Consider the following 26,199-nt stretch of genomic DNA (forward strand, 5'->3'; position numbering starts at 1 on the left):
GCTCAGGCGGCGATAGCCGCCTTCTTGCGTCCGGGCAGGGTCATCGCCGCGACACCGGCAATCACGCAGACCAGGCCGATCCATGCGGTCGATGCCAGGCTTTCGCCGAGAAACAATACGCCGATGCCGACGCCGATCGGCACGCGCAGATAGGCCTGCGATGTCGTGCCGACCGTGCCCAGCGTGTTGATCAGCCTGAAATAGATCACGAAGGCGAGGGCGGTGGAGAACACGGCAAGGCCAAGCAGCGCGAGCAGCGAGTGGGCGGAGGGCGCCAGCGTCCATGGCCGGTCGACCACGAGGCTGACCGGGATGAGGATGACGGCGCCGCAGAGCATCGAGCCAGCGGCGGGCATCATCGGATCGAGATTTTTGAAACCCTTGCCGAAGATTGCGGCCGCCGCATAGGAAATCGTTGCCGCAACGATGGCAAGCTGCGCCACCAGTTCCTTGCCGATGCCGTTGAATGCCTCGAGCCCGATGATCAGGGAAATACCGATGACACCGGCCGCCACGCCGAAGACTTTTCGCGTGGTCACGGCTTCGTGGCGGGTGATCAGGACCGTCAGCAGAAAGGCGAAGATCGGCGTTGTCGAATTGAGAATGGTGGCAAGACCGGCATTGACGGTCAATTCCGCCCAGGCGATCAACGTGAAGGGGATCACGCTGTTGATGCAGGCCTGGATGAGAAAGCGCTTCCAGATCGCCGGATCGCGCGGCAGGGCAAGGCCGCGCAGCTTGATGATGGCCAGCAGCAGTCCGCCGGCGATCAGCGTGCGGGCGGCGATGAAGGTGACCGGCGGGATCGTCTCGACCCCGACCCGGATGAAGGTATAGGAGGCGCCCCATAGCGTGGCGAGAATGGCGAGAAGCGCCAGTTCTCTGGCCGGAGACGGGGTTTGCACGGGGGTAGCAGACATCATTGCCTCACATCAGCATGGTTTCAACGGGCCGATGCTAGCCAGTTTTGGCGGGCCGGTACTTCGGTTTAGGCCGAAGTATCAGTCCGTGCAGGGCACGGCCCGGATCCGCTTGTTCTCGAACTTCAGGCACAACTCGCCATTGATCAGCTGCAGCGCCTTTTCGCCAAAGACCTCGCGGCGCCAGCCCTGCAGGGCCGGAATATCGTCCGCATCGCCTTCCGCGGCAATCCGGTCGATCTCGTCTGACGTTGCGACAACCTTGGCGGCAACGCCGTGTTCTTCCGTCACGAGACGCAGCAGAACCTTCAGCAGTTCGGCCGCCGCTCCTGCACCTTCCGGCGACTGCACGGATTTCGGCAGGCGCGGCATGTCTTCCTTCGGCAGGTCCAGTGCGATGTTGACGGCATTGAGCAGCCCCGTGGCGATGCTGGAGCGCTCCCAGCCCTTGGGGATGGTGCGCAGCCGGCCCATTGCTTCCACGTCACGCGGCTGCTGCTGGGCGATCTCGTAAATGGCGTCGTCCTTGAGCACGCGGCCGCGCGGCACGTTGCGCTCGCGCGCTTCGCGTTCGCGCCAGGCGGCAACGCTGCGCAGCACGGCAAGCTCCTGCGGTTTGCGCAGGCGCATCTTAAGGCGCTTCCACGCATCGTCGGGATGCATGTCATAGGTCTCGCGCGCCGTCAGCACCTTCATCTCGTCGAGGACCCAGTCGGTGCGGCCTTCTTCCTCAAGCTTTGCCTTGAGGTGCAGATAGATGTCGCGCAGATGGGTGACATCGGCCAGCGCATAGTCGAGCTGCTTGTCGGAGAGCGGGCGGCGGCGCCAGTCGGTGAAGCGCGAGGACTTGTCGATCTGCGCGCCATTCACCCGCTGCACCAGCTGGTCATAGGCAATGGCATCGCCGAAGCCGCAGACCATGGCCGCCACCTGCGTGTCGAAGACCGGATGGGGGATCAGATTGCCGAGATGGAAAACGATCTCGATATCCTGCCGCGCCGCGTGGAACACCTTGACGATGGTCTCATCCGCCATCAGCCGGAAAAACGGCGCAAGATCGAGACCCGGGGCGAGGGCATCGACAATGGCAGTATGATCAGGGGATGCGAGCTGGATAACGCAAAGCTCCGGCCAGAACGTGGTCTCCCGGATGAACTCCGTGTCGACTGTTACGAAATCGGATTGCGAAAGGGCGGCTACAGCCTGGTCAAGCTGATCTGTGGTTGTAATCATGGTCATGAAATTTCTATAGCGAATGGAAATGCATTTGTCTCGCCTGTCCGAGTTTCTTCGCTGCTTGTCGCGTCTATATGGTTGATAGGCCGACAAAACGGGCTTCCAGTCATTCGCAATCTTGACAAATCGCCGTCAAAATGCGCTTGTCCGCGCAAATTCCAAGATCATGGCCGGGGCTTTCTTCACACCTCCCGGCAGCAAGCATCAAGCATCTCAGAGGCACATATCATGCACCGTTACCGCAGCCATACCTGCGCCGCCCTGCGGAAATCCGACGTTGGTTCGACAGTTCGTCTTTCCGGCTGGGTTCATCGCGTCCGCGATCATGGCGGCATTCTCTTCATCGATATCCGCGATCACTACGGTCTGACCCAGATCGTCGCCAGCCCCGACTCGCCCGCCTTCAAACTGGCCGAGACCGTGCGCGGCGAATGGGTGATCCGCGTCGACGGTGAAGTGAAGGCCCGCACGGACGATACGGTCAATGCCAACATGCCGACCGGCGAGATTGAAGTCTTCGCCCGTGAGATCGAAATCCTGTCCGCCGCCAAGGAACTGCCGCTGCCGGTGTTCGGCGAGCTGGACTATCCGGAAGATATCCGCCTGAAGTACCGCTTCCTCGATCTGCGCCGCGACACGCTGCACAAGAACATCATGTCGCGCACCAAGATCATCGCCGCCATGCGCCGCCGCATGACCGAGATCGGCTTCACCGAATTCTCGACGCCGATCCTGACGGCATCGTCGCCGGAAGGTGCGCGCGACTTCCTCGTGCCCAGCCGCATTCATCCCGGCAAGTTCTATGCCCTGCCGCAGGCGCCGCAGCAGTACAAGCAGTTGATCATGATGTCCGGTTTCGACCGCTACTTCCAGATCGCACCCTGCTTCCGCGACGAAGATCCGCGTGCCGACCGCCTGCCGGGCGAGTTCTACCAGCTCGACATCGAAATGAGCTTTGTCGAACAGGAAGACGTGCTGTCGACGATGGAGCCGGTCCTGCGCGGTGTGTTCGAGGAATTCGCCGAGGGGAAGCCTGTCACGCAGCAGTTCCCGCGCATCGCCTACGACGATGCCATGCGCAAATACGGCTCGGACAAGCCAGACCTGCGCAACCCGATCGAGATGCAGGCCGTGACCGAGCATTTCGCCGGTTCCGGCTTCAAGGTTTTCGCCAACATGATCGCCAACGATCCGAAGGTGGAAATCTGGGCGATCCCGGCCAAGACAGGCGGCTCGCGCGCCTTCTGCGACCGCATGAACTCCTGGGCGCAGGGTGAGGGCCAGCCGGGCCTCGGCTATATCTTCTGGCGCAAGGAAGGTACGGGCAATTCGCTTGTTTTTAATGCTGTAGAACATCCTAAGCTGGCGAACGAAAGCGCAGAGCAATACGAAGAACGAGTATCCAAACAACTCGGTCTTTGGTCAGACAAGATTGTCGGCGCCGGTCCGCTGGCCAAGAACATCGGACCGGAACGCACCGAAGCCTTGCGCGTGCAGCTGGGTCTGGACGATGGCGATGCGGCGTTCTTCGTTGCGGGCGATCCCAAGAAGTTCGTCTCCTTTGCCGGTGCCGCACGCACCCGTGCGGGCGAAGAACTCAACCTCGTCGACCGCGACCAGTTCAAGCTTGCCTGGATTGTCGACTTCCCGTTCTTCGAATGGCTGGAAGACGAGAAGAAGATCGATTTCGCCCACAACCCGTTCTCCATGCCGCAGGGCGGCATGGACGCGCTGGAGCACCAGGACCCGCTGACGATCAAGGCATTCCAGTACGATCTCGTCTGCAACGGCTTCGAGATTTCCTCGGGCGGCATCCGCAACCATCTGCCGGAAACCATGGTCAAGGCGTTCGAGGCGGTCGGCCATTCGCGGGAAACCGTGGAAGAGCGCTTTGGCGGCCTCTACCGCGCGTTCCAGTATGGCGCACCGCCGCATGGCGGTATGGCGGCCGGTATCGACCGCATCGTGATGCTGCTCGTGGGTGCCAAGAACCTGCGCGAGATCACCATGTTCCCGATGAACCAGCAGGCCTACGATCTGCTGATGAATGCGCCGTCGGATGTGTCGCCCGCGCAGCTGCGCGACCTCAACATCCGCCTCGCGCCGATGAAGAAAGAGGATTAAAAACCCTTTCCAACCGACTCTGGACAAACAAAAAAGCCCGGCATCTCGCCGGGCTTTTTCTTTGCCGTCTCTATCGATTACTGGTTGGCGTTGACCGTGACGCCGAGTGTCTTGATCAGCGACTTCGGATCGGCCATGCCGCCGGCTGCAATGATGGCAAACGGCACGGGCTTGGCCGGGGCGGCCTTGATCTCGATGTTCTTCGGGCTGTCGAGATAGGCGCTGACCGCTGTTCCCAGGGCCTGGGCAAATTCGGCATTGCCGAGCTGTGCTGCCATCATCGGCAGGATGGCCTTGCCCTGGTTGACCAGGTCGGTGCGCTTGGCGCCCTGCTGCTTGGCAACGTAGTCGAGAGCCTTGTTGGTGAGCGAAGCATCGTCGAAGCGGATCGATGCGCCGGTGAAGCTCAACTGCTGCATCAGGCCGAGCATGGCCATGCCCTTGGCATCGTCAGGCTTGCCGTCGCCGCTCTTTACAGCGTCCTGAATGCCCTTGATGAAGTCGAGGGTGTAACCGGAAATGTCGAACTTCATGCCCAGCGTGCCGGCATTGTCGGCGGCAAAGGCGAACTTGTCGACGTTGAGACGGCCATCGGGGATGTTCCACGAGCCGTTCATGTCGATCTTGCCCGAAAGCGTTTCATAACCAAGCGCCTTGATCGTGTCCTTGGTCTTTGGGTCCTCCACACCCGACAGATCCGCCTTGAAGCTGGCGACATTGGATGTGAAGACAACCGGTGCCGACGCGGTGAACGGCGAAACGGAAACGGTCAGGTTGTCAGCCGAAAAGACATCCTTGCCCTTGCTGTTGACGTTGAAGTGCTTCAGCCCGCCTTTCTGGTACTGGAGCATTTTCGCCAGCGGCTCGGTTGCGCCTTCGGCCGGCAGGGTGATGCCTTCAAGCTTGATGCCTTCGACACTGATCTTGCTGTCCGGTTCATCGGCGGGGCTGAACTTGATATCCAGTACGGTCGCCGATCCGATCTTGAAGCCGCCGCCCGAAACGTCGCTGACATCGCTGAGTGTCACATCGCCGGCATTGAAGCTTTCCTTGGCGCCCGCTGCGGACAGCTTGGTGTCCTTGAGGATGACGGTCGAGCCGTTGGTTTCGACGTTTGCGTATTCAAGGGTGCCGCCCTGTTCGCCGTAAACGGCCTTCAAACGGGCCGCCACCGCATTGCCGTCCACCGCATAGGCTGAACCGGCAAAGACAACGACAAGTGCAGTGGTCGCAGCCATGAGGTGCAAGCCGGATTTCAGAGAGTAGGTTGGACGCATAGTGTGTTCCTTGTTTTGCTCAATAAACAAATCTATCCCATGCCGCGCGGCAAAACTATGACAGTCTTTCCCTGCGAAATCGGGCCAATTGGGCGGTAGAAAGTCAGATTTGACGGATGGACGCAAGCCCTGCCCATTTTTTGCCCATCACGATAGGCAACAGGCTGTGATCTGAGCGAATCATTGCTTGCCCGTGAATCGGTGAGTTGATAACCCATTGACATGGGAAAAAGCCTGATTCCGCCAGACAATGGCGACGATAATATTGAACCGGTTGATCTGAAAGCCGCGCTGGAAGAACGCTATCTGGCCTACGCGCTTTCGACAATCATGAACCGTGCCCTGCCGGACGTGCGCGACGGGCTCAAACCCGTCCACCGCAGAATCATGCATGCGATGCGGCTGTTGCGGCTTTCGCCCGACCAGTCCTATGCCAAATGCGCCCGCATCGTCGGCGAGGTCATGGGCAAGTTCCACCCGCATGGCGACCAGTCGATCTATGACGCGCTGGTGCGCCTGTCGCAGGATTTCGCCGTGCGTTATCCGGTTGTCGACGGGCAGGGCAATTTCGGCAATATCGACGGCGATAACCCGGCGGCCATGCGCTATACCGAAGCGCGGATGACCGATGTCGCCATGCTGCTTCTCGAAGGCATCACCGAGGATGCCGTCGACTTCCGCCCGACCTATAATGAGGAAGACGAAGAACCGATCGTTCTTCCCGGCGCCTTCCCGAACCTGCTCGCCAACGGCTCGTCCGGTATTGCGGTGGGCATGGCCACGTCGATCCCGCCGCACAATGTATCGGAACTCTGCGCCGCCGCCCTGCACCTGATCAAGCATCCCGAGGCGACGGTCGAAGAGCTGATGTCGCTGGAGGACGATCCCGAGGATCACACCAGAACCAGGGTGCGCGGGCCGGATTTCCCGACCGGTGGCGTGCTTGTCGAAAGTGCCGATGCCATTCTCGATGCCTACAAGACCGGGCGCGGCGGTTTCCGCCTGCGCGCCCGCTGGCATGTGGAGGATCAGGGGCGTGGAACCTGGATCGTCGTCATCACCGAAATTCCCTATCAGGTGCAGAAATCCCGGCTGATCGAAAAGATCGCCGAGCTCCTGATCGCCAAGAAAATTCCCTTGCTGGATGATGTGCGCGACGAATCCACCGAGGATGTGCGCATCGTGCTCGAACCGAAGAGCCGCAGCGTCAATCCCGATATTCTGATGGAATCCCTGTTCAAGCTGTCCGAGCTGGAAACACGCTTTCCCCTGAATATGAATGTTCTCTCGAACGGCAAGGTGCCCAACGTCCTGTCGCTGCGCGACGTGCTCAAGCAATGGCTCGAACACCGCAAGGACGTCCTCATCCGCCGTTCGCGCCACCGGCTGGCCGAGATCGAGCGCCGCCTGGAAATTCTCGGCGGTTTCCTGATTGCCTATCTCAACCTGGACGAGGTGATCCGCATCATCCGCGAGGAGGATGAGCCCAAGCAGGAAATGATGACCCGTTTCGGGCTGAGCGATGTTCAGGCGGAAGCGGTCCTGAACATGCGCCTGCGGTCGTTGCGCAAGCTCGAGGAATTCGAGATCCGCAAGGAATTCGACGGGCTGACCGCCGAAAAGGGCGAAATCGAGCAGTTGCTGGGTTCCGATGCCAAGCAGTGGCAGACCATTTCCTGGCAGATCGCCGAAATGCAGAAGAAATATGCGGCCGACACACCGCTCGGCAAGCGACGCACCACCTTTGCCGATGCGCCGCAGCATGACCAGGCCGATATTCACCATGCCATGATCGAGAAGGAGCCGGTGACGGTCGTCGTCTCGGAAAAGGGCTGGCTGCGCGCCATGAAGGGGCATCTGCCCGATTTCTCGTCGCTGACCTTCAAGGAGGGCGACAAGCTCAAGCTGGCATTCCACGCGGAAACCACGGACCGCATTCTCATCCTGACCACCGGCGGCAAGTTCTATACCATCGGCGCCAACAGCCTGCCTGGCGGGCGCGGCCATGGCGAGCCGATCCGCATCATCGTGGATATGGAGAACGATCAGGACATCGTCACGGCCTTCGTGCACAACCCCGGGCGCCAGCTGCTGCTGTCATCCCATGACGGCAACGGCTTCCTCGTGCCGGAGGCGGATGTCATGGCCAATACCCGCAAGGGCAGGCAGGTGATGAACGTCAAGGCGCCGGATGAGGCGCGCCATTGCATTCCCGTCACCGGCGACAGCGTGGCGATCGTCGGCGAGAACCGCAAGATGCTGGTGTTCCCGCTGGCGGAAATCCCCGAACTCGGGCGCGGCAAGGGCGTACGCCTGCAGCGCTACAAGGATGGCGGCGTCTCCGATATCCGCGTCTTTGCCATGGAGCGGGGGCTCACATGGCAGGATGCGGCGGACCGGACGTTCACGCGCAGCCGGGAGGAACTGGCCGAATGGATCGGACCGCGTGCTTCCGCCGGCCGCATGGTGCCGAAGGGTTTCCCGCGCTCGGGCAAGTTTTCCTGACATCGATGTGACGGCCGATTGAAAAATTAAACGAGAGCGTTCATTCTCGTATTGACCAGTTTTGCGTTTCGCTGTAAATGAGAGTGAACATTCGCTCTTTTTTGTGGTGCCTCGTGACCGACAGTATTCTGCCAAAGCAATCGAAGCTCCTGACCGATGACGGATCGGACAGGGAATCCGGCTGTTTTGTCGCCAAGCTGTTCGGCAAACGGGCGCAGAACCGCGAAGTGCAGGAAGCGCGCATCCTTGAAGCCGCCACCAACTGTTTTGTCCGTGCGGGCTTTCGTGGCGCATCGATGAATGACATCTGCTCCGAGGCCGGCATGAGCCCCGGCGCGCTTTACCGTTATTTCCCCTCGAAGGAATCCCTGATCGAAGCCATCGTCGCCGGCCATCGCAAGGCAAGCGCCGAAATTCTCGACCGCATGAGCGGGTACGGCAACATCATCGATGCGCTTGTGATGGTGGGCCTCGATCACGTTCGCCAGAAGTCGGCGAACGGCGTTGACGACGCCAGCGCGCGGCTTTTTGCCGAGGTGCGGGCGGAAGCCATCCGCAACGAAGCCGTTGCCGCCCAGTGCGAGCTTTATGAAGGGCAGATGCGCGAAAAGCTTCTGTCGGCCGTCGGCGCCGCCAAGGCCCGGGGCGAGATTGATCCCGTCGGTGACCTGGAGCTTGTCGTGGCGAGCCTTGCCGCCATGGGCGAGGGGATCATCATGCGGAATTTTCCGGCACAGGGTGTGCCTGTCGAGGCGCTGGAGCCGATGTTCCGCGCTCTTGCAGTCGGCATCCTGCGCCCCGTGCAAGCATAAATACTGACATACCGATCCAGCAAATACCTCTTTTGATCAGGTAATCCGATGCGCAACCGTCGCACTAAACTTCTGGCATCCGTCGTTCTGGCCCTCGGCCTCACTGCCGCGCTCGTCCCGGCCGCCATGGCCGAGGACAAAACGGCCGTACAGGCGGTCAAGCCGCCGGTCATCAATGTCATTCCGGCCGCCGAAGCCGAAATGGTCGCGTCCATCACCGTCACCGGCACCATCGTTCCGCGTCAGGAAGTTGCGGTGGGAACCGATGTGGCGGGGCTGATCGTGCTCGAACTCAGTGCCGATCAGGGTGACCGGGTGAAGGAGGGCGAGATCATCGCCCGCCTCGACAAATCATCCCTCGAAATCCAGCTGGCGCAGATCGAGGCGCAGCGCGCCCAGGCCGAAGCGTCCATCGCCCAGTCGGAGGCGCAGATCGTTGATGCGCAGATCGCCGTCCGGCAGGCCCAGGAAGCGCTCGACCGCGCCCGCGCCCTGTCGGCCAAGGGCATCACCTCCAAAGCCGATTTCGACAATGCCACCAATGCCTATGACAGCGCCAATGCCCGGCTCAACACATCTCGGCAGGCGCTGGTCGCCAGCCAGTCACAGCTGCAATTGGTGGCCGCGCAGAAGCGCGATGTCCTGCTGCGCATCGAAAAGGCCGATGTCAAGGCGCCGACGACCGGCGTCGTCCTCAGCCGCAATGCGCTGCTCGGCGGCATTGTGTCGATGAATGCCGGTCCGCTGTTCCGCATTGCCCGTGACGGCGAATTCGAACTTTCGGCCAATATACCGGAAGTGGATTTGCCGCGCCTCAAGCCCGACATGCCGGTGGCCGTGCGCGTGTCCGGCATGGAGCAGCCGGTTTCCGGCCGGGTGCGTCTCATCTCCCCGGAAATCACCGCAAGCTCGCGCCTCGGTGCGGTGAAGATTTCACTGGAGCACAATGACGCGATCCGGCCCGGCAACTTTGCCCGTGCGGTCATCGAATTGACCCGGCGCAATGGCGTCAGCGTCCCGCTCTCGGCCGTTGTCTATCGCGGCCCGACGGCCCTTGTGCAGGTGGTCAAGGACGGCGTGGTCGACACGCGCAAGGTCACCCTCGGCATCCGCAATGACCGCGCTGTGGAAGTGCTCGACGGCCTTGCCGACGGCGAAGACGTTGTCGCGCGGGCCGGTACGTTCGTTGCCAATGGCGACCGGGTGACGCCCATGCGCATTGCCGCGGAAACGACGGGGGCAGTCAAATGAACTGGAACATTTCCGCCTGGTCGATCCGCAATCCGGTTCCGTCGATCCTGCTGTTTGTCGTGCTCGTCGTTCTCGGCCTGATGAGCTTTTCCAAGCTGCCGATCACCCGCTTTCCCAATATCGATGTTCCCCTGATTTCCGTGGCGATCACCGATCCCGGCGTTGCGCCGAGCGAGCTGGAAACCCAGATCGCCAAGCGTGTCGAGGATTCGGTTGCCAACATCACCGGCGTGAAGAACGTCACCACCACGCTGACCGAAGGCATTTCGACAACGCTCGTCGAGTTCCGCCTCGAAGTGGATACGCAGAAGGCGCTCAACGATGTCAAGGATGCGGTCACCCGCATCCGCAGCGATCTGCCTGCCACGATCAAGGAACCCATCGTCAGCTCTGTCGATGTCGAGGGCTCGTCGATCCTGACCTATGCGATTTCCGCGCCGGCGATGACATCCGAGGAACTGTCCTGGTTCGTCGACGACAAGATTCTGCGCGATATCCAGGGCGTCAAGGGTGTCGGCCGTGTCGAACGCTATGGCGGCGTGACGCGGGAAATCCGCGTCTCGCTCGATCCGGACCGTCTGACGGCATTGGGCGTGACCGCATTTGACGTCAACCGCGCGCTGAAATCGATGAATGCCGATCTGACCGGCGGGCGCGGCGATCTGGGTTCAACCCAGCAGACCATCCGTACCCTTGGCGCATCCCGCACGCTGGACGACCTGCGCAGCGTCGAAATTCCGCTGGCGGGCGGGCGCTCTGTCCGGCTGGATGCCATCGGCACCGTGTCGGATTCGTTTCAGGAACCCAAATCCTTTGCCCGCGTCAACAACCAGACCGTGGTGTCCCTCGGCGTGTTCCGCGCCAAGGGTGCCAGCGATGCGGATGTGTTCAAGCGGGTTCAGGACCGCATGGATCTGCTGACGCAGAAATACCCCGATGTGCGGTTCAGCATCATCGACAATGCGGTGAACTACACCTACGGCAATTATGAAGCCGCCATGAGCTCGCTGGTCGAAGGCGCGCTGCTGTCGATCGTCGTGGTCTTCCTGTTCCTGCGCAATATCCGCGCGACGCTGATCGCGGCGATTGCCCTGCCTCTGTCCGCCATTCCGACATTCTGGGCCATCGATATGCTCGGCTTCTCGCTGAACCTGATCAGTCTGCTCGGCATCACGCTGGTGACGGGCATTCTCGTCGACGACGCCATCGTGGAGATCGAGAACATCGTCCGGCACATGCGGTCGGGCAAATCGCCCTATCGCGCGTCGCTGGAAGCGGCCGACGAAATCGGGCTCGCCGTTATCGCGATTTCCGTGACGATCATAGCGGTGTTTGCGCCGGTCAGCTTCATGAGCGGCATCGCCGGACAATATTTCAAGCAGTTCGGCCTGACGGTCGCCGTGGCGGTGTTCTTCTCGCTGCTGGTTGCCCGCCTGATCACGCCGATGATGACCGCCTATCTCCTGCGCGATGGCAAGAACCTGCACCATGAGGACAATGGCACCGGCTGGGTTGGCGCCTATACACGCTTCCTTGGCGTGACACTGCGCTATCGCTGGCTCACGCTCATCAGTGGCGTCCTGCTGTTCGCAACGGCCATCTGGGCCATGGGGTTCCTGCCGTCCGGGTTTGTCCCGGCACAGGACGAGGCGCGGGTGGCGGTCAATCTTGAGCTGACGCCGGGTTCGCGCATCGATGAAACCCGCCGCGTCACCGATGAAGCGGCGCTGCGGGTCCGGGAAATCCCGGAAGTGCAGCAGACCTATGTCGTCGGCGGGTCGTCGCCCAAGGGCGAGACGGACACGCGCCGCGCGACCATGATCGTCAAGCTCAGCCACAAGAGCGAGCGCAACCGGAGCCAGAAGCAGATCGAAGCCGAGATTTTCGCCAAGCTTTCCGAAGTGCCGGATCTGCGCGCCAACTTTGTCAATGATCGCGGCGAGCGCGAATTTGCCGTCGGCGTCATCGGCACGGACGGCCAGAAAGTGAGCGAGCAGGCCCGGTCCATGCAGAGCGGCATGACGGCAACGGGCAGCTTCCAGGCGGTGTCCTCCAGCGCCGCGCTGGACCGTCCGGAAATCATCGTGACACCGCGCATGGACAAGCTGGCCGAGCTTGGCCTGTCCACGGCTGCCGTTTCCGATGCGCTGCGCGTGGCAACCCTTGGCGATCTCGATGCCAATCTGGCGAAATACACCGTGGGTGACCGGCAGATTCCGATCCGGGTTCAGCTGACCGAGGACGCCCGCCGCGATCTCACCGTCTTGAACACGCTGACCGTGACCGCCCCATCCGGCGTCGTGGTGCCGCTGGCATCCATCGCACAGGTCAGTTTCGGCCAGGGACCGTCGTCCATCGAACGCTTCAACCGCGAACGGCGCGTCGTCGTCGGCGCCAACATGGCCGGCGGCAAGGAGATCGGCGAGGGGCTTTCCATCGTCAAGGGCTTGCCGCAGGTCAAATCCATGCCGGATGGCGTGCGCATTCAGGAAACCGGCGACGCCGAAGTGATGGGCGAAGTTTTTGCCGGTTTCCGCAATGCGATGATCATGGGCCTGATGCTGGTGTTCGTGGTGCTGATCCTACTCTTCGGCAGTATCTTCCATGCGTTCACCATCCTGATGTCATTGCCGTTGTCGATTGCCGGTGTGGCCGCCGCCCTGCTGCTCACCAACAATTCCGTCTCCATGGCCGTGGTCATCGGTATTCTCATGCTGATGGGCATCGTCACCAAGAATGCCATCATGCTGGTCGATTTTGCCATTGAAGAGGTCAAGCACGGCATTCCGCGCAATGAGGCCATCATCGATGCGGGACGCAAGCGCATCCGTCCCATTGTCATGACGACGATTGCCATGTCCGCGGGCATGGTGCCGGCGGCGCTGGCCTTCGGCGATGGCGGCGAGTTCCGGGCACCCATGGCCATCGCGGTGATCGGCGGGCTGCTGATCTCGACTGTCCTGTCACTGGTGTTCGTGCCGTCCTTCTACACGATCATGGACGATCTCAGCCGCTGGATGGCGCGTGCGTTCCATTGGGGCTTCCGTCCGAACAAGCCGGACGAAGCCGAAGCGGCCGCACGCCCTGGCGTGCGCACCGTGCCCGCCTATCCGGCACCGGGCTATGCCAGCGAGGCAGCCGAATAGGGGTTCTCAGATCGGGTGGCGGAACGCCGCCATCCGCGAGCGCTTGCGGGCGCTGTGCATCTGCCAGATCGAATGGCTGACCAGCGTGGTGATGATGATGATACCGCCGAACAGGGTGGGGTCGCTCGGACGTTCGGCAAAGACCAGCCAGACCCAGATCGGCGCCAGAACCGTCTCCAGCAGATAAAACATCGCCACTTCGGGCCCGGACAGGAAGCGCGGGCCGGTCGCCAGGCAGGCAAAGGCGATTGTCGTCACCACGGCGCCGTTGAAGATGATCCAGCCGGGCGCAGCGACGGAAAAGCCATGCTGTGAAACCATGAAAATCGCCACGGTCATCGGCAGGACGGTGCCGATAATGGCGGCAAAGCTCATATCCTTCTTCGAGGCGCGGGTGACCGTGATGGCGGAGGCGAGGAAGAATGTCGACATCAGGGCGATGATATTGCCGAACAGGTGCCCCGATGACAGGCCCTCGCGCACGATGATCCCCACGCCGATCAGCATGAAGAACATGGCGACGAAGGTCGCGGTTTTCGGGCGCTCCTTCAGGAAAATCCAGGAAAGCAGCGCGGCAAACACCGTGTTGAACGCCAGGATGAAAACAAGGTTGGCGGTCGAGGTGTTGTAGACGGCGATCATGAAGAAGATCGAGCCCAGGCCGTAAAGCCCGGCCACGGCAACGCCGATCCGCCCCGGCAGGATGGTCTTGACCCGGCCGGTCACCATGCTCCACACCGCCCAGATGATCAGGGCGCAGATGAAGGTCGTGCCGCTGCGCAAAAGCAGCGTCGACCAGGTTTCCCCCTGGCCGAGGCGCAGCAGCGGGATATCGACGGAGAGTATCAGTCCGCCTATGCCCGTGATGAGCAGGCCCTTGCGGTGATCGAGATGCGGTTGGGACATTTCCTCTGACTTTCCAAGTCTTTTTCTTGTTTTGAGGCCCGAGCATTAGCCGCAAGCGCTGGCTTATTCTAGGTCGCCTGCACATAAATCTGTTTCAAACGGCAGAAGGCAGTTTCGTGGTGCGTGGTTCGACAAGCTCACCATGAGGGATGTGGTTTGGTGCAAGGTTGGTCACAAACGTTGCAGAATAGTGCTCCCCTGCAATCCTCACCCTCCCTCATGGTGAGCTTGTCGAACCACGCACCACCAAAGTGCACATGAACTAATCGCGGCGTTCCCAGCCCTTCGGGCCCAGATGTTCCTGGGGCTTGTAGCGGATTTTGTACTGCATCTTGCGCGAGCCCTCGACCCAGTAGCCGAGATAGACATGCGGAAGGCCGGCGGCAGCGGCGCGCTGGATATGATCGAGGATCATGAAGGTGCCGAGCGAACGGTCGGCGTAATCCGGATTGAAGAAGGAATAGACCATCGACAATCCGTCGCCCATGACATCGGTCAGCGCCACGGCGATCAGCTCGCCTTCGCCCTTCTTGGTGATGAAGGAATCCGGCCCGCGGCGGCGGTATTCGATGATCTGGGTGGGGACATGGGTGTCTTCGACCATCATCGCATAGTCGAGCACCGTCATTTCCGACATGCCGCCCTTGTTGTGCCGCGCATCGAGATAGCGCCGGAAGAGGGCGTATTGTTCGGTCGAAGGTTCCGCCTGGTGGATATTGCCGATCAGGTCCCGGTTGTGGTTCCAGACCCGGCGCATGGATTTGTCCTGCTTGAACTCCCCGGCCAGAATCCGCACGGAAACGCAGGCCCGGCAATTCTCGCAGGCCGGACGGTAGGCAATGTTCTGGGAGCGGCGGAAACCGCCCTGGGTCAGCAGATCATTCAGCTCGGCGGCGCGCCCGCCGACGAGGTGTGTAAAAACCTTGCGCTCCAATTGCCCTTCCAGATAAGGACAGGGCGAGGGTGCTGTCAGGAAGAACTGCGGTGATTGCTGCGGTTGATGCGTCATTCGTTATCCTGGAACAGTCTGCAACCCCTATAGAATCGTAAGACCCCCGAAAACGTCAATTCAATTATATTGCATTCAGATGTGAATGTCGCGGGTCGTCGTTGCAAACGTTACGGCCAGGACCGAGGTGCCAGGCAAAATGTCAGCCGTGCTCGTCATTGAGATTGTAGCAGGGCTGGCCGTTCCATGAATGGCTCGGCGCGTCCGCCTTGCCGTCGACCGTCCGGCCCCAGCGGCCGGCGAAGGAACGGTAATCGTTGGAAAAGCGAATGGTCAGCAGACCCGAGCCGTATTTGTCGACCCAGACCATCGTGCGCTCGGTACCCTTGGCCGGATCTTTTTCCGCGAGGGTTCCCATGACCAGGCCATCGCGCGCTTCGATCTGGTATGTGCCCGATATGCGGCCATCACGATCCACATTGAGTGCTGTGACGACATCCCGGTAGTCACCGCTTGAAATCACCTCGCCGCAAAACCGTCCGGCCGGCGAAGCAGCGATGCTGACGCCAAGTCCGGAACCATAGAATGCAAATGCCATTGCGGCGAGAGCAGCAAGCCTGAGATGAGTCATGGATGTGGCCGGTAAAGGAAGAAGGCTCCCGACGGGAGCCCTCTGGATTAATGATATGCGCGTACGACGACCGTACCAAGAAGAAGATCGTGGACCGTGCATTTGCGGTCGACGACGAAAGTTGCGAGCAGGATAAGCGGCGTCAGCACCACATTCAATCCCCAGAAAAGCACCGTATGGACGATCGCAAGCAGGCCATCGACCTTCTGGCCGTCAAGACGTTCGAGCCTGAGGCCCATCATCTGCATGCCCTTGGTTGCCTGGCGCGGTCCGCCGAGTGTTGTCGCCACATAGGCGAGCGCCACGGCCGGGAACATGATGCCGTACAGCATCCATCCAAGGCCAAGCGTTGCAACACCCAGAATGGCGATGATGATCGCGACCGGGATGCACAGGAAAAACACGATGACATAATCCATCAGGAACGCGAAAATGCGGCTGGACCGCACGCCCTGATACATCCGCCAGTCATCCAGGCGGTTGGTGATTATTTCGCCGTCAAGCGCGCTCGTATTCATTTCGTTTCCCGTTTCAAACACACGGACACAGTGCCGTGCTGCAGAACGTGGGAACTCCAGAATGGAAATTCAAGGAGATTTTGCGCAATAGGGCTGCATATGGCCATTGTGCGTGGTTCGACAAGCTCACCATGAGGGAGAGTGAGGATTGCAGGGAACTGTATTCTTCAATGTTCCCAATCGACTGTGCAGCCCATCCATTTTCCTCATGGTGAGCTTGTCGAACCACGCACGGAGCTGATGCAGTCTAAAGCCCGGCTTTCAGGCGCTCGGCGACAAGCGGGGCGAAATAGGTCAGGATGCCGTCGCAACCGGCACGCTTGAACGCCAGCAGCGTTTCCATCATCACCCGTTCCTCGTCGATCCAGCCATTGGCGCCGGCGGCCTTGATCATCGTGTATTCGCCGGACACCTGATAGGCGAATGTCGGGACGCAGAATGTCTGCTTGAGCCGGTGGATGATGTCGAGATAGGGCAGGCCGGGCTTGACCATCAGTGAATCCGCGCCTTCCGCCAGATCCTGCTCCGCTTCGCGGACCGCCTCGTCCGTGTTGGCCGGATCGATGTAATAGGTCTTCTTGTCGCCCTTCAGGCGTCCCGACGTGCCGATGGCTTCGCGGTAGGGGCCATAGAAGGCCGATGCGAACTTGGTCGCATAGGCCATGATCGCCACATCCTGGAAACCATTCTGGTCCAGCGCTTCGCGGATGGCGCCGATACGGCCGTCCATCATGTCGGACGGTGCAATGATATCGGCACCGGCGGCTGCCTGCAGCACGGCGCCGCGGGTGATCTGCGCCACCGTCTCGTCATTGACGATGATGCCGTCGCGCAGAATGCCGTCATGGCCATGACTGGTGAACGGGTCGAGCGCCACATCAGTGATCATGCCGATTTCCGGCACTGCGTCCTTGATTGCGCGGGTGGCGCGGTTGATCAGGTTGTCGGCATCGAGAATGCCCGATCCCGTCTCATCGCGCAGCGCCGGGTCGATATTGGCGAAGGTGGCAATGGCCGGAATGCCGAGCTTTGCGGCGCGTTCCGCCTCGCGCGCGGCCATATCCACAGAAAAGCGCTGCACGCCGGGCATGGCGGCAATGTCTTCACGGCGATTCGTCCCCTCGCACAGAAAGATCGGCCAGATCAGGTCATTCACCGTCAGCTGGTTCTCCTGAACCAGGCGGCGCGACCAGTCGGCCTTGCGCATGCGGCGCAGGCGGCGGCTCTGCGTGATTTCATCGACGGTCCTGCCGGTGCTGGCATGAAAAGGGGAAACTTTGTTCATGATGGCTGCCTTATCCGCGTGCGGCGGACTTTCTGCTGTTGTTTAGAAGTGTTTTAACAGGCTTCCCCCCTCCGACCAAGATGCTTGGCAACAGATGTGATCCATTGACGCGGTGCGCCGGAGTTTCCTAACCTCATAATAATCAATGAGGAGGGGTGCATGGAAATCGATTTCGGCGGCGAAGGCGAAATAGTATTCGAAACCAGGGGCAAGGCCGGACTGGTTCGTTTGACACGCCCGAAAGCCCTCAATGCCCTGACCCCGATCATGGTCCGGGCGATGCATCGCGCCCTGCAGGCATGGGCCGCCGATCCCGATATCGCCTGTGTCATCGTGGAAGGCGAAGGCCGCGCCTTTTGTGCGGGCGGCGATATTCTTGCCGTCTACCATGCGGGGCAGGCGGGCAAGCCGCTCTATGACTTCTTTTACGACGAGTACCGGCTCAACGCCTTCATCCGCCATTTTCCAAAACCTTATGTTTCCCTGATCGACGGCATCGTCATGGGCGGCGGCGTCGGCATTTCCGTGCATGGCTCGCACCGGATCGTCACGGAAAATGTCATGTTCGCCATGCCGGAAGTCGGTATCGGCTTCTTTCCCGATGTGGGCGGCAGCGCCTTCCTGCCGCATTTGCCCGAACATTTCGGCACCTATCTCGCTCTGACCGGCAACCGTATCCGCCAGGGCGATTGCCTGCAGAGCGGCATTGCCACCCATGCCATCCGGGCGCAGGACAAGGAGGCGATCCGCCACAGCCTGATCAAAACAGGCGACCCGGCGGAAGCCTTGCACGGCAAAACGATCAATCCGGACTATGAAACCAGTGAAAAAATACGCGATATGATCGGCGTGCTCTTCGATTCGCAAACGCTTGGCGGTTGTCTCATCCGCCTGGCCGCTGCCGGTGTGAACGGAAACGAGGATGCGCAGCGCGTTCTGGATATCGTCAGGACACGTTCTCCCACCAGCCTGCACGTGACGTTCAGGCAGATCGAAGAAGGACGTGATCTCGACATGGATCAATGCATGCAGATGGAATACCGGATCCTGTCCCGAATGCTGGAAAACCACGATTTCTATGAAGGTGTCCGGGCGCTGCTGGTCGATAAGGACAATGCGCCGGTCTGGCAGCCCGCAACGGTCGAAGACGTGACGCCGGAGATGGTGGACGCTTATTTCGCGCCTCTGGGCGAGCGGGAACTGCAGCTTACATGATCGAGAAGCCCACCCATCTGCCCTTCGATTCGACGCTGGCCCAGACCGGATTCATCTGGCTGCTGCGTTTGGTGTCGCTGTATTGCCTCGCGGCCGGTGTCGGTTACTGGGTGCAGATCATGGGCTATTACGACGGGCTGCTCTGGCGCTTCGACCTGATGCCCTGGCAATGGAAGGTGGCGTCCGTGTCGCTGGCCATGCTGTTTCCCGTGGCGGCGACCGGGCTCTGGATGATGGTTTCGTGGGGTCCCGTCATCTGGTTCGTGGCTGCCGCGGGTGAGACGCTGATGTTCACGGTGTTCTGGGAATACTTTTATTACCGGCCGGCAATCGCCGTTATCCATGGCTGCGTCGCCTTGCTCTATATCGCCTTCCGTATCGTGCTTTTGCTGCAGAAGCGCCAGCAGGCCATGCCGCAGCGGTAAGTCTTCATTAAGCCTGAAATTGCATGCCTCGTGGTAAGGTACTGTTAAGTCTGAGTTTTAATTCGAATTTTATGCGTATTCGATAGTGTTGCCTCAACGGTGAGAAAAATACACCGAAACAACAGTGAGGCAGGTATTATGAACAACATACAGAGAAAGTCTGGCACGAGCCCGCATGCGACCGTCAATGATACAGCATTGCGGACTCTTTATCTTGAAGCACTTCAGTTGGTCGAACGTCTGCATCGTCGTTTACTTGACGTTGTCAAAGATGAATTCGACCGCAACGGCCGCAGCGACATCAACGCCATCCAGGCATTGCTGCTTTTCAACATAGGCAATGCTGAACTGACCGCCGGTGAACTGCGCAGCCGCGGTTACTATCTCGGCTCGAACGTGTCCTACAATCTGAAGAAACTGGTCGAACTCGGCTTCATCTCCCACGAGCGTTCCCGCACCGACCGCCGTTCGGTTCGCGTCAGCCTGACGGAGAAGGGCAATGAAGTGGCCGAACTGGTTGCAGGCCTTTACGAACGTCACGTGGCTTCGATCGAGCATGTCGGCGGCATCAAGGCGGAAGAATTCCAGTCGATGAACAAGGCGTTGCAGCGTCTCGACCGCTTCTGGAACGATACCATCGCCTACCGCATGTAATCCTCGAGACCGCTGCCAAACAAAAGCCCGCCTTCGCGTGACAGCGAAGGCGGGCTTTGCTGTGCAGGGCTGTGCCAACGGGCCAAAAGTCATCAATCCGCCATAATGGCGTGGAATGGCGTTTTGAGTTATTCCATAATTCAGTGAAGCTTAAATAGCGGCCTCCGCACGGGCTGATCGGCGCTCGAACCATCACGATAACGCGATCAGTGCAAAAGTTGCTGTTTATTAAGGGTGTTCCTGATAATTTTGGAAACCATAATCCGTGTTCTGCGTTATGAGGCGACGGGTTGGTTACAGAACTTCCAATTGGGTTGGGCAATACTATGAAGAAACTAGGATCATCAGCGCTTGATCGCCGCACATTCCTCACGGGCGTGGCAACAGCTGGTTTGGCTGCCATTGCATCGTCCGCCTGGGCGGAAGATGCCGCAATCAACGACATCCTTGCTTCTCCGCGCCGCGGCAACTGGGACGATCAGTTCGACGCTCGCTCCAGCGCCCACGCCAAGGTGGCCAGCTTCCAGCCGATTGCCAGCCCCGAGACGGTGTCCTTCATTCAGGCGGCCATCAACAGCTACAACCAGATCGTTGCCGGTGGCGGCTGGCCGAACGTGCCGGTTACCACCAAACTGCAACTCGGCGTTGTCGATCCTTCCGTTTCCATCCTGCGCAAGCGCCTGATGGTATCGGGTGATCTGTCCGCGAGCGCCGGCATTTCCAATTCGTTCGACACCTATGTCGATGCGGCGGTGAAGCGTTTCCAGACCCGCCACGGCCTTCCCGCCGATGGCGTCATGGGCCAGTTCACCATTGCCGCCATGAACATTCCGGCCAATATCCGGCTTGGCCAGCTGCAGACCAATCTGGAGCGCGTGCGCACGCTCGCCGCTGCCAACCAGGGCGCCCGTTATGTCATGGTCAATATTCCGGCCGCGCAGATCGAGGCCGTCGAGGGCGGCCGCGTCGTGCAGCGCCATACGGCCATTGTCGGCAAGATCGACCGCCAGACGCCGATTCTCGACTCCAAGATCTCCGAAGTCATTCTCAACCCTTACTGGACGGCACCGAAGTCGATCATCCAGAAGGATATTATCCCGCTGATGCGCAAGGACCCGACATACCTAACGCGCAACAAGATTCGCCTGTTCAACGAACAGCGCCAGGAAGTGCCGCCGGAAAGCGTCGACTGGAACACCGACGATGCGGTCAAGCTGATGTTCCGTCAGGACCCGGGCAAGATCAACGCCATGTCCTCGACCAAGATCAACTTCCCCAATCCCTATGCGGTTTACATGCATGACACGCCGCAGCAGGGCAATTTCAACAAGCTAATGCGCTTCGATTCCTCAGGCTGCGTGCGCGTGCAGAACGTGCGCGACCTGAATGTCTGGCTGCTGCGCAACACGCCGGGCTGGGACCGCCAGACCATGGATGCGACGATCAAATCCGGCGTCAACACGCCGATTGCCGTTGCCGATCCGGTTCCCCTGCATTTCGTCTATGTCAGCGCCTGGTCGACCGGCGACGGCGTTGTCCAGCTGCGCGACGATATTTATGAGCGCGATGGCCAGCAGGCCTTGTCGATCGGCACCAACACCTGATCGCCGCATCTGCTTGAATATGCTGATATTGCAAAGACCGCCTCCGGGCGGTCTTTTTGCATTTGAATGGTGGATGGCGGTTTCGGGCTAGTGCTTTTCGCCCACCGGCCATTGGCCTTGATCGTTTAAGTATGATAATGCGCCGGAAATACCTACTCACTTACCGGCAAATGAGGGTCCAGGCACCATGTCGAATGCAAGCGCTTCCGTTGCAGATACATTTTTCAACGCATCACTCGAAGACATCGATCCGGAAATTTTTGGCTCCATCCGCAAGGAACTGGGCCGCCAGCGCCACGAGATCGAGCTGATCGCCTCGGAAAACATCGTTTCGCGTGCCGTGCTTGAGGCACAGGGCTCGATCATGACCAACAAATATGCCGAGGGCTATCCGGGCAAGCGCTATTATGGCGGCTGCCAGTTTGTCGATATCGCGGAAGAACTGGCCATCGAGCGCGCCAAAAAACTGTTCAACTGCGAATATGCCAATGTGCAGCCGAATTCCGGCAGCCAGATGAACCAGGCCGTGTTCCTGGCACTGCTGCAGCCGGGCGACACCTTCATGGGCCTCGACCTCAATTCCGGCGGGCACCTGACCCACGGTTCGCCCGTTAACATGTCCGGCAAATGGTTCAATGTCGTTTCCTATGGCGTGCGCCAGGACGACAACCTGCTCGACATGGCCGAAATCGAACGCCTGGCGCATCAGCACAAGCCAAAGCTGATCATTGCCGGCGGCACGGCCTATTCGCGCGTCTGGGATTTCGAACGCTTCCGCCAGATCGCCGACGCGATCGGCGCCTATCTCATGGTCGACATGGCGCACATCGCCGGTCTCGTGGCTGCCGGTGTGCACCCGTCGCCGCTACCGCATGCGCATGTCACCACCACTACGACGCACAAATCCCTGCGCGGCCCGCGCGGCGGCATGATCCTGACCAACGACGCTGATATTGCCAAGAAGATCAATTCGGCTGTCTTCCCCGGCCTGCAGGGCGGACCGCTGATGCATGTCATCGCCGCCAAGGCCGTGGCTTTCGGCGAAGCGCTGAAGCCGGAATTCAAGACCTACGGCCAGAATGTCGTGAACAATGCCCGTACCCTGGCAGAATCGCTGAAGAAGAACGGCCTCAACATCGTTTCGGGTGGCACGGACAACCATTTGATGCTGGTGGACCTGCGTCCCAAGAACGCCACCGGCAAGCGTGCGGAAGCCGCGCTTGGCCGCGCCAACATCACCTGCAACAAGAACGGCATCCCGTTCGACCCGGAAAAGCCGTTCGTCACCTCGGGCGTGCGCCTGGGCACGCCGGCTGGCACGACGCGCGGTTTCGGCGCGGCCGAATTCACCGAGATCGGCAATCTGATTTCGGAAGTGCTCGATGGCCTGAAGGTTGCCAATTCCGATGAGGGCAATGCAGCGGTGGAAAAGGCCGTGCAGACCAAGGTCGTCGAGCTGACTGGCCGCTTCCCGCTTTACCCCTATCTCGGACAGTAAATCCGGGAGAAATACTGGAAATGGCGGTGCTTGAGCGCCGCCATTTTTGTTTGCGGGTGCGGGAGGAAGTGCGTGGTTCGACAAGCTCACCATGAGGGCGGTGAGTTGGCGTCAAGCTATTCGCAAAGGTTGCAGGGTATGGCTCCCTGCAATCCTCCATCTCCCTCATGGTGAGCTTGTCGAACCACACACAGCAGCTTTGCCACCCGCCGGTCAAGATTAGCCACGCCAACCATTTCTTTGACACATCGTTGCGGCCAGGGTGCTTTTATATCGTACCGAAAGCCACTATCTTCCCCTAGTGGAACGAATTTGACATCCGCACCCCGTTTGACATCACCCGCAACATGCGGATGTCAAATTCAAAGTTCCACTAGTATCATAGACTTGCTAGTGGTCCTTTGATTCTGACATTTGCCTGAATGGCCTGTATCAAAGGGACGCAAATGTCAGAATCGGACCACTACCGATTTCAGAATCATCTCCGGAAAGCCAAACGATGCGTTGTCCCTACTGCCAGTCTGAGGATACTCAGGTGAAAGATTCCCGCCCCGCCGAAGATGGGGCGGTGATCCGCAGACGGCGCATCTGTACCGTGTGCGGCGGGCGCTTCACCACCTTCGAGCGCGTGCAGCTGCGCGATCTGAGCGTGATCAAGAAGAGTGGCCGCAAGGTGGCTTTCGACCGCGACAAGCTGATGCGTTCGGTGGAAGTGGCGCTGCGCAAGCGGCAGGTCGATCCGGAACGGGTGGAGCGCGCGGTGTCGGGCATTGTCCGCCAGCTCGAAAGCTCCGGCGAACCGGAGGTCAGCTCTGACGAAATCGGCCGGCTGGTCATGGATGCGCTGAAAGGCATCGATGACATCGCCTACATCCGCTTCGCCTCGGTCTACCGCAATTTCCGCGAGGCCAAGGATTTCCACAATGTGATCGACGAAATCACGGCTGGCGATGTTGCGTCCGATCCGGTCGAGGATGAGTGAACCGCATGAACCCATCGGAGCAGAGTGCGCTTGACCGGCGCTACATGGCTGCGGCCATTCGTCTGTCGCGCAGCCATCAGGGGCTGACGGGAACAAACCCGTCCGTCGCCACGCTGATTGTCGACAAGGATGGTGTCATTGCCGGGCGTGGCGTGACCGCCATCGGCGGGCGGCCGCATGCGGAAACACAAGCCCTGGCCGAGGCTGGCGACCGGGCGAGGGGCGCTACCGCCTATGTCACGCTCGAACCCTGCGCCCATCACGGCAAGACGCCGCCCTGTGCCGATGCACTGGTCACGGCGGGTGTCAGCCGCGTCGTTGCCGCCGCCAATGACCCGGATGACCGGGTGGCGGGCAGGGGCTATGCCATCCTGCGCAATGGCGGCATTGAGGTGGTGACCGGCGTTCTGGCAGCGGAAGCCGCCGATTATCTCGCCGGCTACCTGATTCGATCATCGAAAAAACGCCCGGAAGTGACTCTGAAACTTGCACTTTCCGCCGATGGCTATATCGGCAGGCACGGGACGGGCCAGATTGCCATCACCGGCCCGATTGCGCGGGCGCAGGTGCACCTGATGCGGGCTGAATCCGATGCCATTCTCGTGGGAATCGGCACGGCGCTGGCCGATGACCCCGTCTTGACCTGCCGCCTGCCGGGGCTGGAAGACCGCTCGCCGGTGCGCATCGTGCTCGACAGCCGGCTGCGTCTGCCGCTGGACAGCAAGCTGGTGCAATCGGCGGGTAGCGTTCCCCTGTGGATTGCCGCCAGCGCCCAGGCCGATCCGGCCAAGCGCCAGGCGCTGGTCGCGGCGGGCTGCCGCATGCTCGCGACCGAAACCGATTGTGGCGCAACCGCGCTGCCGGAACTGCTCGACGATCTGGCGGCGCAGGGCATCGCCACGCTGATGGTGGAGGGCGGTGCTGCTGTCGCGTCCGCGCTTCTGCAGGACGATCTCGTTGACCGCATTGCGCTTTTTGAAGGCCCGCTGGCAATCGGATCGGACGGCGGTCTTGCAGTACCGGAACTTTCTTCCCATATCGCTCGTGACTTCACGCTGTCGCGGGATGACCGCTTCGGTGACGATCACTATCGCGAATACGTAAGACCCATCTGAGGAACCATGCATGTTTACGGGAATTGTAACGGATATCGGCAAGATAGGTCAGGTCAAGCCGCTCAATGAAGGCGTGCTTCTGCGCGTGGAGACCAATTACGATCCGCAGACGATCGAGATCGGCGCCTCCATCTCCTGTTCAGGCGTGTGCCTGACCGTCGTGACGCTGCCGGAAAAGGGTTCGAATGCCCGCTGGTTCGAGGTGGAAGCCTGGGAAGAGGCTTTGCGCCTGACCAGCATCGCCAACTGGAAGAACGGCACGCGCATCAACCTGGAACGCTCACTGAAGCTGGGCGACGAGATGGGCGGGCACCTTGTCTCCGGCCATATCGATGCCATGGCCGAGATCGTCAAGCGCGAGGATGAGGGCGATGCCGTCCGTTTCGCGCTGCGGGTGCCGGAAGAACTGGCGCGGTTCATCGCGCCGAAAGGCTCCGTGGCGCTCGACGGCACGTCGCTGACGGTCAATGCCGTCAATGGCAATGAATTCGATGTCCTGCTGATCCGCCATTCGCTTGAAGTCACCACCTGGGGCGACCGCAAGGCCGGTGACAAGGTGAATATCGAGATCGATCAGATGGCGAGATACGCTGCACGGCTTGCAGAATATCCGAAATCAGCCTAGGACCACACGCAGAGGCGGAGCATCTTCGCCACCCCCATTGAGTTCTGGAGTTTTCCATGTCCAAAAAAAAGGCGCATGCGCCCCATCTGTTGATCGTGGAAGCGCGATTCTACGACGACCTGTCGGATGCCCTGCTGAACGGTGCCAAGCTGGCGCTCGATGAAGGCAAGGCAACCTATGATGTCGTGACCGTTCCCGGCGCGCTTGAAGTGCCTGCCGCCATTTCCTTTGCCCTCGATGCAGCGGAAGACGGCGGAACGGAGTATGATGGCTTCGTGGCGCTTGGTACGGTCATTCGCGGCGAAACCTATCATTTCGATATCGTTGCCAATGAATCCTGCCGTGCTCTGATGGAGCTTGCGGTGGATGAAAGCATTGCCATCGGCAATGGCATTCTCACCGTCGAGAATGAAGAGCAGGCCTGGGCCCGTGCCCGCCGCGAGGACAAGGACAAGGGTGGCTTTGCAGCGCGCGCTGCCTTGACCATGATTGCCCTCAAGGAAAAACTCGGAGCCTGACCG

General features: G+C 60.3%; 22 protein-coding genes. 14 read left to right on the forward strand and 8 right to left on the reverse strand.

The annotated features are described in order from the left end of the window. Window positions 1-2: 2 nt before the first annotated feature. Both ACZ5FP_RS10095 and rnd read right to left on the reverse strand, forming a co-directional pair. Window positions 3-923: a DMT family transporter gene (locus ACZ5FP_RS10095; RefSeq protein WP_464659918.1), complete on the reverse strand. Its 921-nt coding sequence runs from the start codon at window positions 921-923 to the stop codon at window positions 3-5. A 78-nt stretch (window positions 924-1,001) separates the two neighbouring features. Continuing rightward, window positions 1,002-2,159 carry a ribonuclease D gene (gene rnd, locus ACZ5FP_RS10100; RefSeq protein ID WP_223615704.1) on the reverse strand — a complete coding sequence of 386 codons (1,158 nt, stop codon included), beginning with the start codon at window positions 2,157-2,159 and terminating at the stop codon, window positions 1,002-1,004. A 225-nt stretch (window positions 2,160-2,384) separates the two neighbouring features. Here rnd and aspS point away from each other — a divergent pair, with 225 nt between their 5' ends. Next, window positions 2,385-4,280: an aspartate--tRNA ligase gene (gene aspS, locus ACZ5FP_RS10105; protein WP_464659920.1), complete on the forward strand. Its 1,896-nt coding sequence runs from the start codon at window positions 2,385-2,387 to the stop codon at window positions 4,278-4,280. A 77-nt stretch (window positions 4,281-4,357) separates the two neighbouring features. On the opposite strand, the gene ACZ5FP_RS10110 is transcribed toward aspS, so the two are convergent. Then, complete coding sequence (locus ACZ5FP_RS10110) at window positions 4,358-5,557, reverse strand: hypothetical protein (RefSeq protein ID WP_464659922.1); 1,200 nt, start codon at window positions 5,555-5,557, stop codon at window positions 4,358-4,360. Window positions 5,558-5,779: 222 nt separating this feature from the next. On the opposite strand from ACZ5FP_RS10110, the gene parC reads away from it, so the two are divergent. From parC to ACZ5FP_RS10130, 4 genes are all read left to right on the forward strand, one after another. Continuing rightward, entirely contained in the window at window positions 5,780-8,062 is a 2,283-nt protein-coding gene (gene parC / locus ACZ5FP_RS10115) for a DNA topoisomerase IV subunit A (protein ID WP_464659924.1), read from the forward strand. 113 nt (window positions 8,063-8,175) lie between these two features. Then, entirely contained in the window at window positions 8,176-8,874 is a 699-nt protein-coding gene (locus tag ACZ5FP_RS10120; RefSeq protein ID WP_223615708.1) for a TetR/AcrR family transcriptional regulator, read from the forward strand. A 48-nt stretch (window positions 8,875-8,922) separates the two neighbouring features. Further along, a complete protein-coding gene (locus tag ACZ5FP_RS10125; RefSeq protein ID WP_464659926.1) occupies window positions 8,923-10,125 on the forward strand; it encodes an efflux RND transporter periplasmic adaptor subunit in 1,203 nt (400 codons plus the stop codon). Then, complete coding sequence (locus ACZ5FP_RS10130; protein WP_464659928.1) at window positions 10,122-13,271, forward strand: efflux RND transporter permease subunit; 3,150 nt, start codon at window positions 10,122-10,124, stop codon at window positions 13,269-13,271. The genes ACZ5FP_RS10125 and ACZ5FP_RS10130 overlap by 4 nt, the downstream gene beginning before the upstream one ends. Window positions 13,272-13,277: 6 nt before the next feature. On the opposite strand, the gene ACZ5FP_RS10135 is transcribed toward ACZ5FP_RS10130, so the two are convergent. From ACZ5FP_RS10135 to hemB, 5 genes are all read right to left on the reverse strand, one after another. Then, window positions 13,278-14,177 carry a DMT family transporter gene (locus ACZ5FP_RS10135; protein ID WP_464659929.1) on the reverse strand — a complete coding sequence of 300 codons (900 nt, stop codon included), beginning with the start codon at window positions 14,175-14,177 and terminating at the stop codon, window positions 13,278-13,280. A gap of 262 nt (window positions 14,178-14,439) precedes the next feature. After that, window positions 14,440-15,186 (reverse strand): arginyltransferase, encoded by a 747-nt coding sequence (locus tag ACZ5FP_RS10140; RefSeq protein WP_223615712.1) that lies wholly within the window; start codon window positions 15,184-15,186, stop codon window positions 14,440-14,442. Window positions 15,187-15,328: 142 nt separating this feature from the next. After that, on the reverse strand, window positions 15,329-15,757 hold the full coding sequence (locus tag ACZ5FP_RS10145; RefSeq protein ID WP_464659931.1) for a hypothetical protein: 429 nt from the start codon (window positions 15,755-15,757) through the stop codon (window positions 15,329-15,331). A 47-nt stretch (window positions 15,758-15,804) separates the two neighbouring features. Then, window positions 15,805-16,218, reverse strand: coding sequence for an RDD family protein (locus tag ACZ5FP_RS10150; protein WP_464663235.1), 414 nt, complete (start codon window positions 16,216-16,218; stop codon window positions 15,805-15,807). A gap of 304 nt (window positions 16,219-16,522) precedes the next feature. After that, the gene (gene hemB / locus ACZ5FP_RS10155; RefSeq protein ID WP_464659933.1) at window positions 16,523-17,560 is read right to left on the reverse strand and encodes a porphobilinogen synthase; all 1,038 of its coding nucleotides are present in this window, start codon (window positions 17,558-17,560) and stop codon (window positions 16,523-16,525) included. 159 nt (window positions 17,561-17,719) lie between these two features. On the opposite strand from hemB, the gene ACZ5FP_RS10160 reads away from it, so the two are divergent. From ACZ5FP_RS10160 to ribH, 9 genes are all read left to right on the forward strand, one after another. After that, window positions 17,720-18,775 carry an enoyl-CoA hydratase/isomerase family protein gene (locus tag ACZ5FP_RS10160; RefSeq protein WP_464659935.1) on the forward strand — a complete coding sequence of 352 codons (1,056 nt, stop codon included), beginning with the start codon at window positions 17,720-17,722 and terminating at the stop codon, window positions 18,773-18,775. After that, on the forward strand, window positions 18,772-19,200 hold the full coding sequence (locus ACZ5FP_RS10165) for a DUF6163 family protein (protein ID WP_223615716.1): 429 nt from the start codon (window positions 18,772-18,774) through the stop codon (window positions 19,198-19,200). Before ACZ5FP_RS10160 ends, ACZ5FP_RS10165 begins: the two co-directional genes overlap by 4 nt. A gap of 138 nt (window positions 19,201-19,338) precedes the next feature. Beyond that, window positions 19,339-19,854 carry a transcriptional regulator LdtR gene (gene ldtR, locus ACZ5FP_RS10170; RefSeq protein ID WP_105735615.1) on the forward strand — a complete coding sequence of 172 codons (516 nt, stop codon included), beginning with the start codon at window positions 19,339-19,341 and terminating at the stop codon, window positions 19,852-19,854. A gap of 314 nt (window positions 19,855-20,168) precedes the next feature. Next, the gene (locus tag ACZ5FP_RS10175; RefSeq protein WP_374042779.1) at window positions 20,169-21,458 is read left to right on the forward strand and encodes a L,D-transpeptidase family protein; all 1,290 of its coding nucleotides are present in this window, start codon (window positions 20,169-20,171) and stop codon (window positions 21,456-21,458) included. Window positions 21,459-21,645: 187 nt separating this feature from the next. Continuing rightward, window positions 21,646-22,956: a serine hydroxymethyltransferase gene (gene glyA / locus ACZ5FP_RS10180; protein WP_403172868.1), complete on the forward strand. Its 1,311-nt coding sequence runs from the start codon at window positions 21,646-21,648 to the stop codon at window positions 22,954-22,956. Window positions 22,957-23,455: 499 nt separating this feature from the next. Further along, a complete protein-coding gene (gene nrdR, locus ACZ5FP_RS10185; protein ID WP_105735609.1) occupies window positions 23,456-23,938 on the forward strand; it encodes a transcriptional regulator NrdR in 483 nt (160 codons plus the stop codon). A gap of 5 nt (window positions 23,939-23,943) precedes the next feature. Then, a complete protein-coding gene (ribD, locus tag ACZ5FP_RS10190) occupies window positions 23,944-25,053 on the forward strand; it encodes a bifunctional diaminohydroxyphosphoribosylaminopyrimidine deaminase/5-amino-6-(5-phosphoribosylamino)uracil reductase RibD (RefSeq protein WP_464659938.1) in 1,110 nt (369 codons plus the stop codon). Window positions 25,054-25,063: 10 nt separating this feature from the next. Next, the gene (locus ACZ5FP_RS10195; RefSeq protein ID WP_464659940.1) at window positions 25,064-25,678 is read left to right on the forward strand and encodes a riboflavin synthase; all 615 of its coding nucleotides are present in this window, start codon (window positions 25,064-25,066) and stop codon (window positions 25,676-25,678) included. Between the two features lie 56 nt (window positions 25,679-25,734). Continuing rightward, on the forward strand, window positions 25,735-26,196 hold the full coding sequence (gene ribH, locus ACZ5FP_RS10200; RefSeq protein ID WP_091883905.1) for a 6,7-dimethyl-8-ribityllumazine synthase: 462 nt from the start codon (window positions 25,735-25,737) through the stop codon (window positions 26,194-26,196). Window positions 26,197-26,199: the final 3 nt, after the last annotated feature.

This window comes from Phyllobacterium sp. T2-21, from assembly GCF_055378485.1.